Here is a 19,267-nt window from a genome sequence, read left to right as displayed (position 1 = left end):
TCTTTGAACTGGAATATCTCATGCAAGAGCAAAACCTGCTGCTGGCCAACCATTGCCTGGCCGCTGCCAGCCTGGCGCTGGACTATCACGATTTGCCGGCGGCGCAGACCATTGCCGGCCAGCCGCGCGTCGGCACCGCGCTGCTGGGCAGCCTGGGCGGTTGCAATATCGGCGTATGGGAGATGTCGCCCAGCATCAGTACCGATGTGGAGAGCGACGAATTCTTCATCGTGCTGTTCGGCGATGCCACGGTGAGTTTTGCCGATGGTTCGCCGGAGCTGCAGCTGTCGGCCGGCAGCGTCGGCCACCTGCGCGCCGGCACGGCGACCACCTGGACAGTACGCCAGACGCTGCGCAAGGTGTATATCGCCTGAATGCCCGCTCGCGCAGCATTGTGCGAGCCAGCAACCTGAAAGCTTCACCCCTACAGCAAGCGGCACGGAGGAGAACACAATGGAAATCCGCAAAAACTACATCAACGGTGAATGGCAGCTGGCGCTGGGCGGTGCCAGCCGCGACGTGATCAACCCGGCCAACGGCGAGGTGATCGCCCGCGTGGCCGACAGCACGGCGGAAGATACCCGCCAGGCGATTGCCGCCGCCCACGCGGCGTTCTACGGCAAGGGTGAATGGCGGCGCATGGCCGCACCGCGGCGGGCGGAGCTGCTGCACCGCGTGGCCGATGGCATCAAGGCGCGCGCCGACGAACTGGCGCGGCTGGATTGCCTGGACAACGGCAAGCCGCTGCGCGAGGCGCGCGGCGACGTGGACGATGCCGCCGCCTGCTTCCGCTACTACGCCGGGCTGATCAGCGTGCCGCAGGGCGGGGTGTACGAGGTCAGCGATGCCTTCGGCCCGATGCACGCCTACAGCATGCACGAGCCGATAGGCGTGTGCGGGCTGATCACGCCGTGGAACTACCCGCTGCTGATGGCCACCTGGAAGCTGGCGCCGGCGCTGGCGGCTGGCAACTGCGTGGTGTTCAAGCCCAGCGAGCTGACACCGCTGTCGGCCGTGGTGCTGTTCGAGATCCTGCATGCGGCCGGCCTGCCTGCCGGTACCGCCAACCTGGTGCTGGGCACCGGGCCGGCCGCCGGCCAGCTGCTGGCGGAGAGCCACGACGTGGACATGGTGACCTTCACCGGTAGCACCCGTACCGGCCAGCTGATCGCCAGCGCGGCGGTGGGCAACCTCAAGAAGGTGGGGCTGGAGCTGGGCGGCAAGTCACCCAACATCATCTTTGCCGATGCCGACCTGGAAGGCGCGGTGGAATGGGCAATGATCGGCGTGTTCTTCAACCAGGGCGAGGTGTGCTCCGCCGGCTCGCGCATCCTGATCGAAGAGAGCATCAAGGATGCCTTCGTCGCCCGCCTGGCCGAGCGCGCCAACGCCATGACCATCGGCAACGGCCTGGACGACCCGGACATGGGCGCCATCGTGTCGCAAGGGCAGATGGACAAGATCCTGGCGCATATCGAACGAGCGAAGCAGCAGGGTGCGCGGTTGGTGTGCGGCGGCGAGCGCTACACCGAGGGCGAGTGCGCCAGGGGCTACTTCGTGCGGCCAACCGTGTTCGACAACTGCCGCCGCGACATGGACCTGGTGCGCGAGGAGGTGTTTGGCCCGGTGGTGGCGGTGCAGACCTTCCGCACCGAAGCCGAAGCCATCGCCATGGCCAACGACACACCGTACGGCCTGGCCGGCGGTGTGTTCACCAGCGATGGCGCACGGGCGCTGCGCGTGATCCGCGAGATTCGCGCCGGGGTGACCTGGGTGAACTGCTACAACCCCACCTTTAATGAGGCACCGTGGGGTGGCTACAAGATGAGCGGCTATGGCCGCGACCTGGGGGTGAACGGCCTGCAGGAGTACCAGCAGGTGAAGCAGGTGAACATCAACCTGCAGCCGGGCGTGCTGGGCTGGTATCAGCACTGACGCCGGGCAGGCGATCCAACCTCGGTTACCCAGTCTTGGGCTTGCGGGTGTACCTGGTGCATGTTTGCCATGTACACCCGCAAGCCGTTTCTGTCGTTGCGGCAGCGGATCTTGCTGTTGCAGCAAGGGCCTCCGGCGGCGAGGGGAAGTGAAACGGGCGTGTTTTCCGGCTTGTCGTAGATAAACCACAACAGTTCGTTACAGGGCATTTTTGCACCTGCAGCAATGCGGGTTATCCCGTGGTTGCTGTATTTATCTTGTTGATTATTAATGGATTAATGCACGTTAACAAAATGACGAATGGCTGAGGCGTGGGTGGTGCCATGGAAATGCCCAACGGTTAATTTGCCCGGTGCTGGCGCTGATTGAACAGTTTGTTTATAAACGCGTTGCCGTTGGCGGCGTTCTCCCCTAAATTTGTATATACATTTTGTGACTTCGCCAAAGAGTCGAGGCAAAGTGTTCCTTCGGGATCACAGCTTTGGATGACATATACCGCTAGGTGTCATGCCGCCAACCCAAAGCCCATCAAAAAATATTTCTATGGAGAAATATCAATGAAGAAATTCGCCATCACTGCAGTCGTTCTGGCTCTGGCCTCCACCGGCGCTTTCGCCAAGGACTGGAAAGTCATCCGTTTCGGCGTGGACCCTAGCTATGCTCCGTTCGAATCCAAGTCTGCCGACGGCAAACTGATCGGCTTCGACATCGATCTGGGCAGCGCCATCTGCGAAAAGCTGAAGGCCAAGTGCGAATGGGTGGAAAACGACTTTGACGGCATGATCCCGGCACTGAAGGCCAAGAAGTTCGACGGCGTACTGTCCTCCATGTCGGTAACCGAGAAGCGCGCGCAGGAAATCGCCTTCTCCGCCAAGCTGTACAACTCCCCGAGCCGCATGGTTGCCAAGAAGGGCGCCAACCTGATGCCGACCGCCGAGTCGCTGAAGGGCAAGCGCGTGGGTGTGGAGCAGGGCACCACCCAGGAAACCTACGCCAAGACCTACTGGGAGCCGAAGGGCGTGACCGTGGTTCCGTACCAGAACCAGGATCTGGTGCTGGTTGACCTGTCCTCCGGCCGTCTGGACGCTGCCTTCCAGGACGCCGTACAGGCTGACATCGGCTTCCTGCAGACCCCGCGTGGCAAGAACTTCGCCTTCGCCGGTCCGGACGTGAAAGACGTGAAGACCCTGGGCGTGGGCGTGGGCATCGGCCTGCGCAAGGAAGATAACGACCTGCGCGACCAGATCAACAAGGCGATCGGCGCTCTGCACAAGGACGGTACCTACGACCGTCTGGCCAAGAAGTACTTCTCCTTCAATATCTACGATTAACCCCGTCTAAGCTGGTATAGTGCCCGCCCTTCCGCGAGGAAGGGTCGGCACGCCTGTCGCTTGAAGTACACCCGCATAAGAAGATGACCGGCGTTTGCCGAGTTATCCGTGTAGGGAAGGAGATATGCAATGTTTTTAGAAGGCTACGGCTCTCTGATCGCCACCGGTTCGTGGATGACGGTCAAACTCGCGTTACTGTCCATGCTGGCGGCGGTGATAATCGGTCTGCTCGGGGCGAGTTCCAAACTCTCCAGCAACCGTTTCCTGCGCAGTGTGGCCACTGGTTACACCACCCTCATTCGTAGTGTTCCCGATCTGGTCATCATGCTGCTGCTGTTCTACAGCCTGCAGATCCTGCTGAACCAGGTTACCGAAGCGCTGCAGATGGACCAGATCGATATCGACCCCTTCCTGGCGGGCGTTGTCACCCTGGGCTTCATCTATGGCGCCTACTTCACCGAAACCTTCCGTGGCGCCTTCCAGTCGGTGCCGCGCGGTCAGATCGAGGCGGCTACCGCCTACGGCCTGAGCGCCTGGCAGGTGTTTCACCGCATTCTGTTCCCGCAGATGATGCGTTTTGCCTTGCCGGGTATCGGCAACAACTGGCAGGTGATCATCAAGGCCACCGCGCTGGTATCCATCATCGGCCTGTCCGACGTGGTGAAAGCCACCCAGGACGCAGGCAAGGGCACCATGCAGATGTTCTACTTCAGCATTGTGGCCGGCATGATTTACCTGATCATCACCACCATTTCCAACGGTGCCCTGGTATGGCTGGAGCATCGTTACTCCGCCGGCGTCAGAAAGGCTGAACTATGAACGATATCTTGCAGGAATACTGGCGCGCCTATCTGTGGAGTGACGGTCACCATCTGACCGGTGTGGCAATGACGCTGTGGCTGCTGGTGGGCTCCATCGCCATCGGCTTCCTGATGTCCATTCCGCTGTCGGTGGCGCGTGTTTCCAAGAAGGCCTGGATTCGCGGCCCGGTATGGTTCTACACCTATGTGTTCCGCGGCACCCCGCTGTACGTGCAGCTGCTGATCCTCTACACCGGCGTCTACAGCCTGGAAGTGGTACGCGGCACGCCGATGCTGGATACCTTCTTCCGTGAAGGCTTCAACTGTGCACTGCTGGCGTTTGCGCTGAACACCTGCGCCTACACCACCGAGATCTTCGCCGGCGCCATCCGCGCCACCGCCTATGGCGAGATCGAGGCAGCACGTGCCTACGGCATGTCCGGTTTTGCGCTGTACCGCCGCATCATCCTGCCATCGGCACTGCGTCGCGCGCTGCCGGCCTACAGCAACGAAGTGATCCTGATGCTGCACTCCACCACGCTGGCTTTCACCGCCACCGTGCCGGACATCCTGAAGGTTGCCCGTGACGTGAACTCGGCTACCTACGCCTCGTTCTACGCTTTCGGCATCGCCGCCGTGCTGTATGCCGTGATCGTGTTCGGCCTGGTATGGCTGTTCCGTCGCTTCGAAAACCGCTGGCTCGCCTTCCTGAAACCTCAGTCGCACTGAGTTGCCGTATTTGGAAAGAACACACACATGTACAAACTGACTGTTGACGATCTGCACAAGAAATACGGCGATCACGAAGTGCTGAAGGGCGTTTCGCTGAAAGCCAAGGGTGGCGATGTAATCAGCATTATCGGCTCCTCCGGCTCCGGCAAGAGTACCTTCCTGCGTTGCATCAACTTCCTGGAGCAGCCGTGTGCCGGCCGCATCGAAGTGAATGCCGAGGAAATCCGCACCGAGAAGGACAAGAAGGGCGCGCTGCGCGTGGCCGACCCCAAGCAGCTGCAGAAGATGCGCACCAAGCTGTCCATGGTGTTCCAGCACTTCAACCTGTGGGCACACATGACGGTGCTGGAAAACATCATCGAGGCACCGGTGCACGTACTGGGCATCAGCCGCGACGAGGCCGAGATTCGCGCCCGCAAGTACCTGGCCAAGGTTGGCCTGGCGCAATCGGTGGAGGACAAATACCCGTCGCACCTGTCCGGCGGCCAGCAGCAGCGCGTGGCAATTGCCCGTGCGCTGGCGATGGAGCCGGAAGTGATGCTGTTCGATGAGCCGACCTCGGCGCTGGATCCGGAACTGGTGGGCGAAGTGCTGAAGGTGATGCAGTCGCTGGCCGAGGAAGGCCGCACCATGATCGTGGTGACCCACGAAATGGGCTTCGCCCGCGAGGTGTCCAACCACGTGATCTTCCTGCACCAGGGCCGTATTGAAGAGCAGGGCAACCCGAAAGAAGTGCTGGTGACGCCGAAGAGCGAACGTCTGGCGCAGTTCCTGTCGGGCAGCCTGAAGTAAGCCGCTCGGCCTGCTGGCAATAGCAGACGGCACCGGAATATTCCGGTGCCGTTTTTATTTGCTTGCGGCCAACGTTGGCCGCAAGCGCGGCCGACAGGATCAGATCAGCAGCGAGCAGCGCTCGAACAGCTGGCTGTCTTCCGCACGCGCCGAGCGCGCGCGGCGGCGTATTTCCTGCAGCAGGCAGTCGATGAAGCTTTGCGCCAGCGCGCTGCTCGGCATGTCACGCCGCCTGACAATGCCCATGCGGTAGGGGGTGAAGCGTTCCTGCAGCGCCAGCGGCTGCACCCAGTCGCGAAATGGCTCGGTGACGAGCATCGGCGCCGGGCAGAAGCTGAGCATGCCGCCGTTGCGTATCAACTCGATGAGCAGGGTCACCGATTGCGCGCACACGATGTGCTGGCTGTCCGGGTGGAAACCGTGCTGCCAGAACAGGTTGTGCATCAGATCGTCGTGGCTGGCCGGCACATAGTTGATGACCCAGTCCTGCCCCTGCAGTTCGTGCAGCGAGCGGCAGGCTATCTTGGGGTGGTTGCGGTTGGCGATCACCACATCTTCAAACGCGAGCAGCGGCTCGCAATCGAACTCCTGCGGTGGCAGGGCGCCGATGAACGGGCCGATGGCGAAATCCATCTTGCCGCTGCGCAGCTGCGGCAGGGTAACCGCCATCAAGCCCTCGTAGATCTCCAGCTGTACCCCGGGGTGGCGGGCGCGGAAGCTGCCAATGGCGCCGGTCAGGAAAGTCAGCGCCACCAGCGGTGTAACGCCTATCACCAGGCGGCCGTCCTTGCGCCCGCGCAGGCTGTCCAGCTCGGCCTCGGCCCGGCCCATCTGCGCCAGTATCAGCCGCGCGTGCACCAGCAGCGTCTGGCCGTACTCGGTAAAGCTGACCCCGTTGGGGTAGCGAATCAGCAGCGCTACCTGCTTTTCCCCTTCCAGCTCGCGCAAAGCCTTGGCTACCGCCGTCTGCGACAGCCCGAGCTGGCGCGCGGCGGCGCGAATGCTGCCGTTGTCGGCCACGGCCACCAGGGCCTGCAACTGATGTAGTTTCATGATTGAGCAGGGTGTAAACCTATGGTTTTCATGATAACAAAACTGCGACTCCTCAAGGGCTTGGCGGCTCTCTACTATCAAACGCATACCCCAGCCAGCAAGAGGAGAACCACCATGCATGATGTCGTGATGCCGGGCATGCGCGCCATTGAAGACGAGATGATTGCAGTGCGCCGCACTATCCATGCCCACCCGGAACTGAGTTTCGAAGAAGTGGCCACCAGCGGCCTGGTAGCCGAGCGGCTGGAGCGCTGGGGCTACCAGGTAACGCGCGGGCTGGGGGTAACCGGGCTGGTCGGCACGCTCAAGAAAGGCAGCGGCAGCACGGCGATCGGCATTCGCGCCGACATGGACGCGCTGCCCATCCACGAGGATACCGGGCTGCCGTATGCCAGCAGCCTCCCCGGCAAGATGCACGCCTGCGGTCACGATGGCCACACCGCCATGCTGCTGGCCGCCGCGCACTACCTGGCCAGCGACAGCTGCCAGTTCGACGGCACCGTGCACCTGATCTTCCAGCCGGCGGAAGAAGGCGGCGGCGGGGCATTCCGCATGCTGCAGGACGGCCTGTTCGAGCGCTTCCCCTGCGATGCGGTGTTCGCCATGCACAATATGCCGGGCTACCCTACCGGCAAGCTCGGCTTCCTGCCGGGCCCGTTCATGGCCTCGGCCGACGGGGTAAAGATCACCATTACCGGCTACGGCGGCCACGGCGCCATGCCGCACAAGACCGTGGACCCGGTGGTGGTTGCCGCTTCGCTGGTGATGGCGCTGCAGACCATCGTGGCGCGCAATGTGCCGCCGCTGGAAACCGCGGTGGTCACCGTGGGCGCGATTCACTCCGGCGAAGCCTCCAACGTGATACCGGACAGCGCCGAGTTGCAACTGTGCATCCGCGCCATGACCCACGAAGTGCGCAGCCTGCTGCTGGAGCGCATCGAGGCGCTGGCGCATGGCCAGGCCTCCAGCTACGGCGCCCGCGCCGAAATCGAGCTGTTCGACCCGTACCCGCCACTGATCAACAGCGAGCAAGAAACCGCCTTTGCGCGCCAGGTGGCGGTGGACTGGCTGGGTGAGGGCGGGCTGATACAAAACCTGGTGCCGGTTACCGGCAGCGAGGACTTCGCCTTCATGCTGGAGCAACGCCCCGGCTGCTACCTGCTGATCGGCAACGGCGACGGCGAGGGCGGCTGCATGGTGCACAACCCCGGTTTCGATTTCAACGACGACAGCCTGGCGATTGGCGCCAGTTACTGGGTGAAGCTGGTGGAAGCATTCCTGCGCTAGAGACGCGGGCATGGCCGATGGCGGCAAGCCCGCTGCCCTTGGCCGCAACTATCGAGCCAGGCAATGGCCGTGAGAGGAGAAACAATGAAGAAGTTCGTATCTGCAGTATTGCTGGCAGTGGCGGCAAGTGGCGCCATGGCCAGCGAACGGGTGATCCGCTTCGGTGTCGACCCCACCTTCCCGCCGTTTGAAACCAAGACCCCGGAAGGCAGTCTGGCCGGTTTCGACATCGATCTGGGCAATGCCATCTGCGCCACGCTGAAAGCCCGCTGCGTGTGGGTGAGCAACAACTTCGACGGCATGATCCCGGCGCTGAAGGCCAAGAAGTTCGACGCCATCCTTTCCGCCATGTACGTCAACGAGAAGCGGCTGAAGGAAATCGCCTTCACCGACAAGCTGTACTCCGGGCCGAGCTTCCTGCTGGCGAAAACCGGCTCGGTTGCCGCGCCGGATGTAGCGCTGCTCAAGGGCAAGCACATCGGGGTGGAGCAGGGCTCGGTGCAGGAAACCTATGTCAAGGCGCACTGGGAGTCGCAGGGCGTCGCCGTGGTGGCGTACCAGAACTCGGAGCTGGTGTTCCAGGATCTGCTGCTTGGCCGGCTTGATGGCGCGGTGATGAGCGGGGTGGAAGCGCAGGATGCCTTCCTCAAGACCAGCAAGGGCAAGGGCTATTCGCTGATCGGCAAATCGCTGACCGACCCGAAGATCTTCGGCGTTGGTGCCGCCATCGGCGTGCGCCAGGGCGAGGACAAGCTGCGCCAGGAGCTGAACGTCGCCATCGCGACCATCCTGAAGAACGGCAGTTACCAGAAGATTGCCGGCAAATACTTCAATTTCGATATCTACAACGACAACTGAGCTGCCGCATGGCGACGAAGTGAACCGGCGAACATGCCCGGGCTGCAAAGGCCCGGGCTTTTTTTGTATCTGTCGCAGGGTTGGCCGCATGCGCAGCTTGCGGCCAACCCTGCACCATCACACGCCTGCTGTGCCGTAGCAGCCAGCATGCCCCTCCGACACCGCTCACCTGGGCTGGTTTTGCTGCCCGGCTGCTGCGCTATCACCGATGTTTTTTGCCTGCTTTGTGGAGAAAATGCCGCATTTTGGCTGGCAATTCATTGCCGTTGGCATAAATGCAGGCGCTGATTTTGTCCGCAAGCAGGGAAACGACGCCTGTTAAGCCCCCCGAATCCTGACAATCCCGTAATGCATTACCAAAAGTAGGCGAAAGGTGGCAGGAAATGTAACTGGAGCCAAAGCACAGTCTTGCTACGCTGCAGTCAAGCATTACAAGCCGATGACGAAGGTGATTTCGCCACATGCGATGTTCACCAACCCATGCCGGTAAATGCTGCTTGCAACATTTGCTTTCAACTTGGGTGTCAAAAGCCGGGCCGATGCTGACAGGCAGTTTTCCTGACAGGGTTAGTACTTCGGTGCCAGGTAAATGCGCCGTGAGAGATATCTGTTGCGGGCTTTAATTTCTTGAACTTGCAAACTGGGATGAAAGAATGACCCCAAACCTGACATTTGCACCGGGCGAGCTAGTCCGCCCGGGGGCAATAGAGAAAGCCGCACCCTCGGTTGCGGCTTCGGGGGCCGATATTCTTACGGTCAAAAACCTGTCGAAAATCTTCGGGCCAAAACCCGAGCGTGCTGCCGAGCTGCTGAAGCAGGGGCTTGGCCGCAATGAGGTTTTCGAACAAACGGGCAATATGGTAGCGGTAAACGATGTCAGCCTCAGTGTAAAAACCGGTGAGATCTTCGTCATCATGGGCTTGTCCGGTTCGGGTAAGTCGACACTGGTCCGCTTGCTCAACCGCCTGATTGAGCCGACTTCCGGACAGGTTATTCTGGAAGGCCGCGATATTGCGCCGATGTCGACTGCGGAATTGCGCGAAGTCCGCCGCAAGAAAATGTCCATGGTGTTCCAGTCGTTTGCCCTGCTGCCAAACCGCACGGTAATCGACAACATCGCCTACGGCCTGGAAGTGGCGGGGCTGAAAAAAGCGGAACGCTACGAGATTGCCCGGGCGGCATTGAACCGGGTGGGGCTGGGCAAGTATGAAAAGCTGCTGCCAAGCGAGCTTTCCGGCGGCATGCAGCAGCGGGTTGGTCTGGCGCGGGCGCTGGCGGTGAACCCGTCGGTGCTGCTGATGGACGAGGCGTTTTCCGCACTGGACCCGCTGATCCGCTCTGAAATGCAGAACGAACTGCTGCGCCTGCAAAAGGAAGAGCAGCGCACCATCGTCTTTATTTCCCACGATATTGAAGAGGCAATCAAGATCGGTGGCCGCATCGGCATCATGAAGGATGGCTGCCTGATTCAGGTTGGCACCCCGGCGGAGCTGATTCATTCCCCGGCCGACGATTATGTCCGTGACTTCTTCCGCAATGTCGATATTTCCCGCTTCCTGAAAGCATCCAGCATGTTGACCAAGGTCGACAGAAGCCTGCTTTCCTGTGATGTCGACGCGCCGGCAGAGCAGTTTCTTAATCAGCTCATCGAAAGCGGCGCCGACTGTGGTTATGTCTGCGATAAAAGCGGGCGTTATCAAGGCTGTGTTACCGCGGAAACCCTGCATAAAACCGGCCGCAACCCGATTCGCGATGCTTTCCTGCGCAATATCGAAGCTGTAACACTCGATGCCGATTTGCACCAGCTGGCAGGCATTTCACTGAATCAGGAACACGATGTTCCGGTAACCGATGCCGCCGGTAATTTTGTCGGCGTGGTTTCCTGCCGGACGATACTCAAACAGGTAATTGAACGGAGGGGCGTATGAACTCTTCATTTATCGGCAAGTTTGCGGAAGGCACGGTCAATTATCTGTTCCTGCACTTTCGCGGTGGTTTTGATGCGTTCTCGGCCGGTCTGGGCGCGGTGGTCAAACTGCTGGAAGACGGCCTGGCCGCCGTGCCATTCCTCGCCATGCTGGTTTTCCTGGTGGCGGTATCCCTGTGGCGGCGCGGTATTTTCTTCGCCATTTTCGTCGGGGTAGCGCTGGAAGCCATCCAGTACATGGGTTTGTGGTCGCAGACCGTATCGACCCTGGCACTGGTGATAGCGGCCACGGTATTCAGCCTGGTATTGGGCGTGCCGCTGGGTATCTGGGGCGCCAGAAACAACCGGGTCGAGGTGGTGCTGCGCTCCTTGCTGGACTTCATGCAGACCATGCCTGCGTTCGTCTACCTGATTCCGGCGGTGATTCTGTTTGGCCTGGGCCGGGTGCCGGCGGTTATTGCCACCATCGTGTTTTCCATGCCGCCGGTGGTGCGCCTGACCAATCTGGGCATCCGCCAGGTGCGTGAGGAGCTGCTGGAAGCAGGGCGTTCGTTTGGCAGTACCGATGCGCAGCTGCTGTGGAAAATCCAGCTGCCCAATGCGCTGCCTTCGATCATGGCCGGCGTCAACCAGACCATCATGATGGCGCTTTCCATGGTGGTGGTGGCCTCGATGATTGGCGCCGGTGGCCTGGGCGAATATGTATTGAGCGGTATTCAACGCCTGGATATCGGCATCGGTTTTGAAGGCGGCCTGGGTGTGGTGCTGCTGGCTATCGTGCTGGATCGCCTGACCGAAAGCTTCGGCATGAAAGCCAAGAAGTCCAAGAAGCGGGTCGTACAGGCTGCCAAACCCGCTGCGGGTGCCAAGCCGCAGGCTTGAATGGCAGTAGCGGATATAAGTTGGTATTGGCGGTTTCAGGTGCTTAGCAGGCATGTTTTACCGTCAGTGGTGGTGGAGTGAGCAGTAAAAACCGGCAAATAAAAATGCCGTGATATTCAAAATTTCCGCAGTAACAAAGGAGAACCACGTGAATAACAGTTCGCTTAAATCGCTTCTGGGCAAGTTGGCAGTATCGATGATTGTGGGTGTGAGTGCGGGTACTGCCGCAGCCGCACCGGCCGAGCCGGTGAAAATGGCAGTAACCAACTGGGCAGACGTATTGGCGGTAGCCAATGTGGCCAAGTACGTGATGGAAACCAACCTCAAGCAGCCGGTGCAGTTTGTGCAGGCGGCCATTGGCATCCAGTACCAGGGCGTGGCGCGTGGTGACCTGGACATCATGGTGGGTGGCTGGCTGCCGGTTACCCATGGTGCCTACGTGGCGAAGTACAAAAACGATATGGAAGACGTCGGGATCATCTACACCGGCGGCAAGAATGGCTGGGTAGTGCCGGCTTATGTGCCCGAGTCCGAGGTGTCTTCCATTGCCGACCTGGAAAAGCCGGAAGTGAAAAGCAAGCTGAACAGCATCGTGCAGGGTATCGAGCCGGGCGGCGGCCTGATGCTGGCCTCGGAGAAGACGCTCAAGGCCTACAACCTGAACGGCTACAGCCTGCAGTCTTCCAGCGAGGCCGGCATGTTGTCGGGGGTATCGCGTGCCTACCAGTCCAAGCAGTGGATCGTGGCCACGGTATGGAGCCCGCACTGGCTGTTCCAGAAGTGGAAGATGCGCTACCTCAAGGACCCGAAAGGCACTCTGGGTGGTGAGGAGCTGATCCACGCCTTCGCCTCGAAGCAGTTCGGCGGCAAATTCCCGCGTGCGCATACCTTCATGAAGAACTTCAAGCTGACCCTGGCGGATGTCGAGGCCATCGAGCTGGAAGGCAACAGCACCAATGACTACGCCACTGCGGCGAAGAAGTTTGTTGATGCCCACCCGGAAAAACTGAAGGCCTGGCTGCAGCAATAAACCAGGCAGGTGCTCTTCGTGCGGCAAGAAGGCACGGAGAGCACCGCCTGAAGCGTGGCGCAATGCAGTGCAGCAGATGCATGTAATGAATATCGATGTTGCAAGCGGGCTTGCCGGCCCGGCTTGAAACGAATATTGCCGGAGTATCGCCGTGAACGAGACCTCACGCTTTTTTTCCGAAGCCCTCATGAGCCGTGACCCAGTCATCGCCTCGGAGATTGCGCTGGAGTTGCGCCGGCAGCAAACCCAGGTGGAGCTGATTGCCTCGGAAAATATCGTCTCTGCCGCGGTGCTGGAAGCGCAGGGTAGCGTGCTGACCAACAAGTACGCGGAAGGCTACCCGGCAAAACGCTACTACGGCGGTTGTGAACATGTGGACCGCATAGAAGCGCTGGCCATTGATCGGGTAAGAGCCTTGTTCGACGCCGAGTTCGCCAACGTCCAGCCGCACTCCGGCGCCCAGGCGAATGGCGCGGTGATGCTGGCGCTGCTGCAGCCGGGCGACACCGTGCTGGGCATGTCGCTGGATGCCGGCGGCCACCTTACCCATGGCGCCAGTCCGGCCCTGTCCGGCAAGTGGTTCAATGCCGTGCAGTACGGCGTGAGCCCGGATGATCATCTGATCGACTACGACCGTATCCGGCAACTGGCGGAACAGCACCGCCCCCGGCTGATCATTGCCGGTTATTCCGCCTACCCGCGGGCGCTGGATTTTGCCGCCTTCCGCGATATTGCCGATAGCGTTGGCGCCATGCTGATGGTGGACATGGCGCACATTGCCGGCATTGTCGCTGCCGGCAAACACCAGAATCCGCTGCCCTATGCCGATGTTGTCACCTCCACCACGCACAAGACACTGCGCGGGCCGCGGGGCGGATTCATTGTCAGCAACAGGGCCGACATTGCCCGGAAAATCAATGCGGCGGTATTTCCCGGCCTGCAAGGCGGGCCGCTGATGCATGCCATCGCCGGCAAGGCGGTGGCCTTTGGCGAAGCGCTGCGGCCGGAATTCACCACTTATATCGAGCAGGTGCTGAGCAATGCCCGGGTGCTTGGCGAGGTGTTGCAGGCGGGCGGGCTGAAGCTGCTGACCGGCGGCACCGATAACCACCTGCTGCTGGTCGATCTGCGCAACAAGGGCCTGACTGGCGCCCAGGCAGAACAGGCGCTGGAACGGGCCGGCATTACCTGCAACAAGAACGGCATTCCGTTCGATACGGAAAACCCGACTGTTACTTCCGGCATCCGCCTGGGTACGCCGGCGGGCACCAGCCGTGGTTTCGGTAATACCCAATTCAAGGAAATTGGCGACATGATTCTGGAAGTGCTGGCTGCACTGGAGCGCGAACCTGGCGGCGACGAACAGGTGGAGCGAGCGGTACGCAGCCGGGTAAGGGATTTATGCAGTCAATTTCCCTTTTATCCGCATTCTGATTCCTACATCTGAATAAATTTTATCCGACGTAGCCCTGTGTAAATTATCGGGTTCCGCTGCTGATATTAACGGGCAAGGTCGATTAATCACCTTGCCGGGGATGTTTTTGCCTTTGATTGTTAAATCAGGCCTGGTTCTGGATAGTAGTAAAACCGGTGTTTTATTACTCTTTTCTTGTTAAGGAGAAATGCGATGAGTTTTCAAGGAGTGCATACGCCGCTGGTTACCCCGTTCAATACCGACGGTGGAATCAACCATGATCTGCTGGGCAAGCATGCGGCCAACCTGGCAGGAAAAGTGGCCGGCCTGGGTGTGGGCGGTACCACCGGCGAATACTACGCGCTGAGTTTCGACGAGCGGGTACAGACTTTCAACTCCGTGGCCAGCGCCGTGGGCGGTAAAACCTACCTGACCGCCGGCATCAACGCGACCACCACGCAGGAAGTGATCCGCCTGGGCTGGGAAGCCAAGCGCGCCGGGTTTTCGGCGCTGCTGGTGGCTGCGCCGTACTACGCGCAGCCGACGCAGGAAGAGCTGCTGCAGCATCTGCTGAAGGTGGATGACAGCCTGGATATGCCGATCATGCTGTACAACTTCCCGGCGCGTACTGGCACCGCCATCAGCGACCAGGTGCTGGAAGTGGTACTGGAGCGCCCGAACTTCATCGCCATGAAGGAAAGCACCGGCGATGTTTCCCATCTGCATCATCTCGCTACTCACTTCGCTAACAAGCTGGTGCTGAGCTGCGGCATGGACGACCAGGCGCTGGAATTCTTTGTCTGGGGCGCCAGGAGCTGGGTAGCCGGTGCCTCCAACTTCCTGCCGGAGGCACACACCGAGCTGTTCGATGCCTGCGTCAAGCGTGGCGACTTCGAAACCGGCCGCCGCCTGATGGCGCAGTTGCTGCCCATCCTGGAGCTGCTGGAGCGCAGCGGCAAGTTCATCCAGCACGTGCGCTATGGCTGCGAGCTGGCCGGCATGCCGGTCGGCGTGGCCCGCGAGCCGCTGGGCACGCTCACCGAGGAAGAGCGTAGCGTCTTTGCGCAGCTGGTCAAGCCGCTGCTTCGTCACGAGTAACGGCTATGGGATCGAAACTGGAATTCGTTCGGCTTCCCGCCCCGGATGGTGTGAACGGGTGGTGGGAGTGCCTGCCATCACCTGCAAGCGCCCGCAAAGTCACATCGGACAGCCGGTTCGACTGGGTGGTGGTAGGTGGCGGCATCACCGGGCTGTGCGCGGCAAGACGCCTGGCGGAGCTTGCTCCCGGGGCGTCCATTGCCCTGGTCGAAGCTGACCGTATCGGGCGCACGACGGCCGGACGCAATTCCGGTTTCTTTGTCGACCTGCCGCATGACATCAGCAGCGAAAGCTATTCGCGCAGCGTGGAAGCCGACAAGGCCGATGTGCGCTTGCAGCGGCATGGCATCGACTACGTGCGCGAGGCGGTGCGCCAGCACGCCATCGATTGCGACTGGCGCGACGACGGCAAATTCCATGCCGCGGTAAACAACAAGGGCAAGGCTGCGCTCAGCCATTTTGCCGATGGCCTGGCGCGGATCGGCGAGCCGTTTGAATGGCTGGACGAAGCCGCTATCAGCAGGGTAACCGGCAGCGGTTTTTACCGCAGCGCAGTGTTCACACCCGGCTGCAGCACGGTGCAGCCTGCCGCGCTGATGCGCGGGCTGGCGGCGACCATGCCTGCCAACGTGACGGTGTTCGAACTCAGCGCGGTGAAGGGCATCGAGCAGCAGGGCAGTGCGAAAGTGCTGCGCTTCGATGGCGGCAGCCTGACAGCCCGGCGGGTGATCCTGTGCACCAACTCGTATGCCGCCCGGTTCGGCATGCACCCGAATGGCTTGCTGCCGGTGTACACCTTTGCCTCCATGAGCCGCGAGATGAGCCCGGCGGAGATAACCCGCCTGGGCGGGCAGCAGTCGTGGGCGCTGATTCCTGCCGACCCGATGGGGACGACGGTGCGACGGCTGAGTTCGAACCGCATCTGTGTGCGCAACCATTTTGTGTTCCGGCCAAACGTCGAAGTGTCTGCGGCTGATCTGGCCAAGGCGAAAAGCCTGCACCAGCGCTCCTTCGACCGGCGCTTCCCCATGCTGAAGGACGTAGCGCTGGAATACACCTGGGGTGGCGCGCTGTGCCTTTCCGCCAATAACGGCGTGCTGTTCGGCGAAAAGGAGGACGGCATCTATGAAGCCATCGGCTGTAACGGCCTTGGCCTCAGCCGCGGCTCGGCCTCCGGCAAGCTCATTGCCGAATATGCGCTCGGCCAGGCCAGCGAGCTGGTACAGCAGGTACTCAATCAGCCGCGCCCGCGGGTGCTTCCAGTACGACCACTTGTCGATATCGCCGTCTCCGCAGCGATATGGGCCAAGGAGTTTTCGGCCGGCGCCGAACTTTAATTTGTGAGGAATAGAGCATGACAACGCATCAGGAATGGCAACAAAAAGCAAAATCCCTGCAGCTGGACGGCCGCGCCTTCATTGCCGGCCAGCGCTGTGCTGCGGCATCCAGCGAGACCTTCCAGACACTGAACCCCGCCACCGGGGCGCCGCTGGCCGAGGTGGCACGCTGCGATGCCAGGGATGTTGATCGCGCCGTCGCCGCCGCGCGCGAGGCATTCGAATCCGGCGTCTGGTCCAAAGCCGCGCCGGCACACCGCAAGGCAGTGCTGACCCGCCTGGCCCAGCTGATCGAGGAACACGCCGACGAGCTGTCGCTGATCGAGGCGCTGGAGGCCGGCAAGCCGATCAGCGAATGCCTGGGGCTGGATATCCCCGAGTCGGCCGCATGCATCCGCTGGCACGCCGAAGTGACCGACAAGCGCTACGACGCCTTGTCGCCGTCGGGCGCCAACGTGGTGAGCATGATCACCCGCGAGCCTATCGGCGTGGTGGGCGCGGTGCTGCCGTGGAACTTCCCGGCGCTGATGCTGGCATGGAAGCTTGGCCCGGCGCTGTCCGTGGGCAATAGCGTGGTGGTGAAACCGGCGGCACAGACCTCGCTGTCCACGCTGCGCATTGCCGATCTGGCACTGCAGGCCGGGGTGCCGGCGGGTGTGTTCAGCGTGGTTACCGGCTTTGGCCAGGGTGCCGGCCAGGCTATCGGCTGCCACCCGGATGTGGACCTGGTGGCATTCACCGGCTCCACCGACACCGGCAAACGCTTCCTGCACTACTCTGCAGATACCAATCTCAAGCGCGTGGTGCTGGAGTGTGGCGGCAAAAACCCGCAGCTGGTGCTGCCGGACGTGGCCAATCTGGATACCGTTGCCGAGCAGGCCGTGGCCGCCGCCTTCTGGAACATGGGCGAAAACTGCAGCGCCGGCTCGCGCATGCTGGTGCCGTCCAGCATGAAGGCAGCGCTGCTGGACAAGATGCTGGCCGTGCTGGCGGGCTGGAAGACGGGCGACCCGCTGGACCCGGCAGTGAAGATCGGTGCTCTGATCGAGCAGCGGCATTACGAAAAAGTGCTCGGCCATATCGAGAAAGCCAGGAGCGAGGGCGCAAACCTGGTGTGCGGTGGCAAGGCGGTACTGGTGGAGACCGGCGGCTGGTTTGTCGAGCCCACCATCTTCGATAACGTGACGCCGCAAATGGACATTGCCCGCGAAGAAATCTTCGGGCCGGTGCTGGCGATCATCGAATACAGCGATGTCGAAGAGGCCATCCGGATTGCCAACGACTCCTGCTACGGGTTGGCCGCATCGCTGTGGACCGACAATGTCAATAATGCGCACAAGGTAGCGGCGCGCATTCGGGCCGGTACGGTAACCGTCAACTGTTTTGGCGAAGGCGATCTGACCACCCCGTTTGGCGGCTTCAAACAATCCGGTTTTGGCGGCCGCGACAAATCTGTCTATGCCCATGACCAGTATTGCGAGCTGAAAACCACCTGGATCAAGCTTGACTGAAACTGCTGCTGATTAGCGTAATGCCCGGCCTATCATGGCCGGGCATTAATGATCTTGCTGTTGTATTTGTTGTTGGGGTGTTTTTGAAAAATGGTATGGAATGCTGAAGGGTAGCGATAGGCGTACGGGATAGCGCACGGCAATTTTCAGGCATTGTTACAAGCGGTATTGTAAAATTGATAAATACTGTTGCTTTAGACAACTCGGAATAGTCAGTTGGAAGGGTGGTAACCATGCAGAAAAAACAATTATTTACCGACAGGCTGCTGGCCCAGATGCCATCGTTGCGAGCGTTGCGATGTTTTGTTACCGCTGCCCGTTATGAGAGTTTTACCCAGGCTGCTGAAGTGTTGTGCGTAACCCAGGCTGCCATCAGCCGGCAAATCAAGGAACTGGAAGATTCGCTTGATGTGGCGCTGTTCGAGCGCGCCGGGCGACATATTGCGCTTACCGATGCCGGGCGCATCCTTTATAACGCATCGTATCTGTCGATAATGAATATCGCCGAAGCCGCTGAAACGGTACGGCGCTCCGACAAGCATGCCTTGACCATATGTGTGACACATACTTTTTCTGCGTTATGGTTATCCAGCAGGCTGCCGGCATTCAGGAAAAGGTTCCCGAATGTAAAACTGCATGTAATCGTGACGGAATATTTCATGGATCTTGATGATCTCATGGAGCCGGATATCATCATTTCAAAAAATCCGCCGCGTGAAGCCGAGTATGAAGTGACGCCGTTATTCCATGATGTTGTCTACCCGGTGTGCAGCCAGTCTTTCTTTGATGCCAATTTCCAGCACAAAAAACTAAAACCGCTCGATCTATTGGCGCGCCCGACATTACACCTGTCCCAGGTAGGCAGGGACCAGGTTTGCGAGCATGTTGATTGGCGCGTCTGGCGCAACTGGTTCCAGAAAGGTGACGAAACGGATCGCGTTACCGAAGACGATTACCTGGAAAGCAATGATTACCGGCTGCTGGTATCGCAGGCCGAGGCGGGCGAAGGCACCCTGCTTGGCTGGCATCACCTGGTTCATCGGCAAGTAAAACAAGGCTTGCTCATGCGCCCGGTGCAGGAGGCGCTGATTTTCCACGATCGTCACCATTATCTGATTGCGCACAAGAATGCCAAGCTCAGGTCCGGCTATGCGCAGTTCCGTGAATGGCTGGACGAAGAAGTGGAAGCAATGATGTTCGAGTGGAATGAGCCTGAAAAACAGCCCGCAAAATAGAATGGCTGCTATCGATTTGGGTGAATGAACAGGAATGGTTGGCCG

General features: G+C 60.4%; 17 protein-coding genes. 16 read left to right on the top strand and 1 reads right to left on the bottom strand.

The features are described 5' to 3' along the window. Nucleotides 1-20: 20 nt before the first annotated feature. The 6 genes from PSELUDRAFT_RS18100 (at nt 21) to PSELUDRAFT_RS18075 (ending at nt 5,590) form a co-directional block, all read left to right on the top strand. On the top strand, nt 21-374 hold the full coding sequence (locus tag PSELUDRAFT_RS18100; RefSeq protein WP_088968147.1) for a cupin domain-containing protein: 354 nt from the start codon (nt 21-23) through the stop codon (nt 372-374). Nucleotides 375-453: 79 nt separating this feature from the next. After that, nucleotides 454-1,935, top strand: a complete 1,482-nt coding sequence (locus PSELUDRAFT_RS18095; protein ID WP_088968146.1) for an aldehyde dehydrogenase family protein — start codon at nt 454-456, stop codon at nt 1,933-1,935. Between the two features lie 557 nt (nt 1,936-2,492). Further along, a complete protein-coding gene (locus PSELUDRAFT_RS18090; RefSeq protein ID WP_088968145.1) occupies nt 2,493-3,266 on the top strand; it encodes an ABC transporter substrate-binding protein in 774 nt (257 codons plus the stop codon). Between the two features lie 129 nt (nt 3,267-3,395). Beyond that, a complete protein-coding gene (locus tag PSELUDRAFT_RS18085; protein WP_088968144.1) occupies nt 3,396-4,085 on the top strand; it encodes an ABC transporter permease in 690 nt (229 codons plus the stop codon). Continuing rightward, nucleotides 4,082-4,795 carry an ABC transporter permease gene (locus PSELUDRAFT_RS18080; protein ID WP_088968143.1) on the top strand — a complete coding sequence of 238 codons (714 nt, stop codon included), beginning with the start codon at nt 4,082-4,084 and terminating at the stop codon, nt 4,793-4,795. Before PSELUDRAFT_RS18085 ends, PSELUDRAFT_RS18080 begins: the two co-directional genes overlap by 4 nt. 27 nt (nt 4,796-4,822) lie before the next feature. Beyond that, nucleotides 4,823-5,590, top strand: coding sequence for an ABC transporter ATP-binding protein (locus PSELUDRAFT_RS18075; RefSeq protein ID WP_088968142.1), 768 nt, complete (start codon nt 4,823-4,825; stop codon nt 5,588-5,590). 99 nt (nt 5,591-5,689) lie between these two features. Here the strand turns inward: PSELUDRAFT_RS18075 and PSELUDRAFT_RS18070 are convergent, their stop codons facing one another. After that, nucleotides 5,690-6,643, bottom strand: a complete 954-nt coding sequence (locus tag PSELUDRAFT_RS18070) for a LysR family transcriptional regulator (protein WP_088968141.1) — start codon at nt 6,641-6,643, stop codon at nt 5,690-5,692. A gap of 114 nt (nt 6,644-6,757) precedes the next feature. Here PSELUDRAFT_RS18070 and PSELUDRAFT_RS18065 point away from each other — a divergent pair, with 114 nt between their 5' ends. The 10 genes from PSELUDRAFT_RS18065 to PSELUDRAFT_RS18020 all read left to right on the top strand — a co-directional run bounded on the left by PSELUDRAFT_RS18065 (nt 6,758) and on the right by PSELUDRAFT_RS18020 (nt 19,222). Further along, nucleotides 6,758-7,930, top strand: a complete 1,173-nt coding sequence (locus tag PSELUDRAFT_RS18065; protein ID WP_088968140.1) for a M20 aminoacylase family protein — start codon at nt 6,758-6,760, stop codon at nt 7,928-7,930. Nucleotides 7,931-8,014: 84 nt separating this feature from the next. Further along, nucleotides 8,015-8,788: a transporter substrate-binding domain-containing protein gene (locus PSELUDRAFT_RS18060; protein ID WP_088968139.1), complete on the top strand. Its 774-nt coding sequence runs from the start codon at nt 8,015-8,017 to the stop codon at nt 8,786-8,788. Nucleotides 8,789-9,441: 653 nt separating this feature from the next. Continuing rightward, nucleotides 9,442-10,716 (top strand): glycine betaine/L-proline ABC transporter ATP-binding protein, encoded by a 1,275-nt coding sequence (locus PSELUDRAFT_RS18055; protein WP_088968138.1) that lies wholly within the window; start codon nt 9,442-9,444, stop codon nt 10,714-10,716. Beyond that, the gene (locus tag PSELUDRAFT_RS18050; RefSeq protein ID WP_088968137.1) at nt 10,713-11,597 is read left to right on the top strand and encodes a proline/glycine betaine ABC transporter permease; all 885 of its coding nucleotides are present in this window, start codon (nt 10,713-10,715) and stop codon (nt 11,595-11,597) included. The genes PSELUDRAFT_RS18055 and PSELUDRAFT_RS18050 overlap by 4 nt, the downstream gene beginning before the upstream one ends. A gap of 148 nt (nt 11,598-11,745) precedes the next feature. Further along, nucleotides 11,746-12,627 (top strand): glycine betaine ABC transporter substrate-binding protein, encoded by an 882-nt coding sequence (locus PSELUDRAFT_RS18045; protein ID WP_179947562.1) that lies wholly within the window; start codon nt 11,746-11,748, stop codon nt 12,625-12,627. 187 nt (nt 12,628-12,814) lie between these two features. After that, nucleotides 12,815-14,074, top strand: a complete 1,260-nt coding sequence (glyA, locus tag PSELUDRAFT_RS18040) for a serine hydroxymethyltransferase (protein ID WP_164497436.1) — start codon at nt 12,815-12,817, stop codon at nt 14,072-14,074. A gap of 180 nt (nt 14,075-14,254) precedes the next feature. Further along, entirely contained in the window at nt 14,255-15,139 is an 885-nt protein-coding gene (locus PSELUDRAFT_RS18035) for a dihydrodipicolinate synthase family protein (RefSeq protein ID WP_088968134.1), read from the top strand. Nucleotides 15,140-15,144: 5 nt separating this feature from the next. Next, nucleotides 15,145-16,476, top strand: coding sequence for an FAD-binding oxidoreductase (locus PSELUDRAFT_RS18030; protein ID WP_088968133.1), 1,332 nt, complete (start codon nt 15,145-15,147; stop codon nt 16,474-16,476). A 17-nt stretch (nt 16,477-16,493) separates the two neighbouring features. Next, nucleotides 16,494-17,987, top strand: a complete 1,494-nt coding sequence (locus PSELUDRAFT_RS18025; RefSeq protein ID WP_088968132.1) for an aldehyde dehydrogenase — start codon at nt 16,494-16,496, stop codon at nt 17,985-17,987. Between the two features lie 233 nt (nt 17,988-18,220). Then, nucleotides 18,221-19,222 (top strand): LysR substrate-binding domain-containing protein, encoded by a 1,002-nt coding sequence (locus PSELUDRAFT_RS18020; protein WP_088968131.1) that lies wholly within the window; start codon nt 18,221-18,223, stop codon nt 19,220-19,222. Nucleotides 19,223-19,267 lie beyond the last annotated feature (45 nt).

The organism is Vogesella sp. LIG4 (genome assembly GCF_900090205.1).
GTDB lineage: Bacteria > Pseudomonadota > Gammaproteobacteria > Burkholderiales > Chromobacteriaceae > Vogesella.
This window is presented reverse-complemented; position numbering and strand designations above follow the sequence as displayed.

What these genes read in the sequence shown, in the direction of transcription:
- PSELUDRAFT_RS18050 (WP_088968137.1), top strand. Translation starts at nt 10,713, where the DNA reads ATGAACTCTTCATTTATCGGCAAGTTTGCGGAAGGCACGGTCAATTAT.
- PSELUDRAFT_RS18035 (WP_088968134.1), top strand. Translation starts at nt 14,255, where the DNA reads ATGAGTTTTCAAGGAGTGCATACGCCGCTGGTTACCCCGTTCAATACC.
- PSELUDRAFT_RS18025 (WP_088968132.1), top strand. Translation starts at nt 16,494, where the DNA reads ATGACAACGCATCAGGAATGGCAACAAAAAGCAAAATCCCTGCAGCTG.
- PSELUDRAFT_RS18085 (WP_088968144.1), top strand. Translation starts at nt 3,396, where the DNA reads ATGTTTTTAGAAGGCTACGGCTCTCTGATCGCCACCGGTTCGTGGATG.
- PSELUDRAFT_RS18065 (WP_088968140.1), top strand. Translation starts at nt 6,758, where the DNA reads ATGCATGATGTCGTGATGCCGGGCATGCGCGCCATTGAAGACGAGATG.
- PSELUDRAFT_RS18070 (WP_088968141.1), bottom strand. Translation starts at nt 6,643, where the DNA reads ATGAAACTACATCAGTTGCAGGCCCTGGTGGCCGTGGCCGACAACGGC.
- PSELUDRAFT_RS18020 (WP_088968131.1), top strand. Translation starts at nt 18,221, where the DNA reads ATGCAGAAAAAACAATTATTTACCGACAGGCTGCTGGCCCAGATGCCA.
- PSELUDRAFT_RS18075 (WP_088968142.1), top strand. Translation starts at nt 4,823, where the DNA reads ATGTACAAACTGACTGTTGACGATCTGCACAAGAAATACGGCGATCAC.
- PSELUDRAFT_RS18060 (WP_088968139.1), top strand. Translation starts at nt 8,015, where the DNA reads ATGAAGAAGTTCGTATCTGCAGTATTGCTGGCAGTGGCGGCAAGTGGC.
- PSELUDRAFT_RS18095 (WP_088968146.1), top strand. Translation starts at nt 454, where the DNA reads ATGGAAATCCGCAAAAACTACATCAACGGTGAATGGCAGCTGGCGCTG.
- PSELUDRAFT_RS18090 (WP_088968145.1), top strand. Translation starts at nt 2,493, where the DNA reads ATGAAGAAATTCGCCATCACTGCAGTCGTTCTGGCTCTGGCCTCCACC.
- PSELUDRAFT_RS18055 (WP_088968138.1), top strand. Translation starts at nt 9,442, where the DNA reads ATGACCCCAAACCTGACATTTGCACCGGGCGAGCTAGTCCGCCCGGGG.
- PSELUDRAFT_RS18030 (WP_088968133.1), top strand. Translation starts at nt 15,145, where the DNA reads ATGGGATCGAAACTGGAATTCGTTCGGCTTCCCGCCCCGGATGGTGTG.
- glyA (WP_164497436.1), top strand. Translation starts at nt 12,815, where the DNA reads ATGAGCCGTGACCCAGTCATCGCCTCGGAGATTGCGCTGGAGTTGCGC.
- PSELUDRAFT_RS18080 (WP_088968143.1), top strand. Translation starts at nt 4,082, where the DNA reads ATGAACGATATCTTGCAGGAATACTGGCGCGCCTATCTGTGGAGTGAC.
- PSELUDRAFT_RS18100 (WP_088968147.1), top strand. Translation starts at nt 21, where the DNA reads ATGCAAGAGCAAAACCTGCTGCTGGCCAACCATTGCCTGGCCGCTGCC.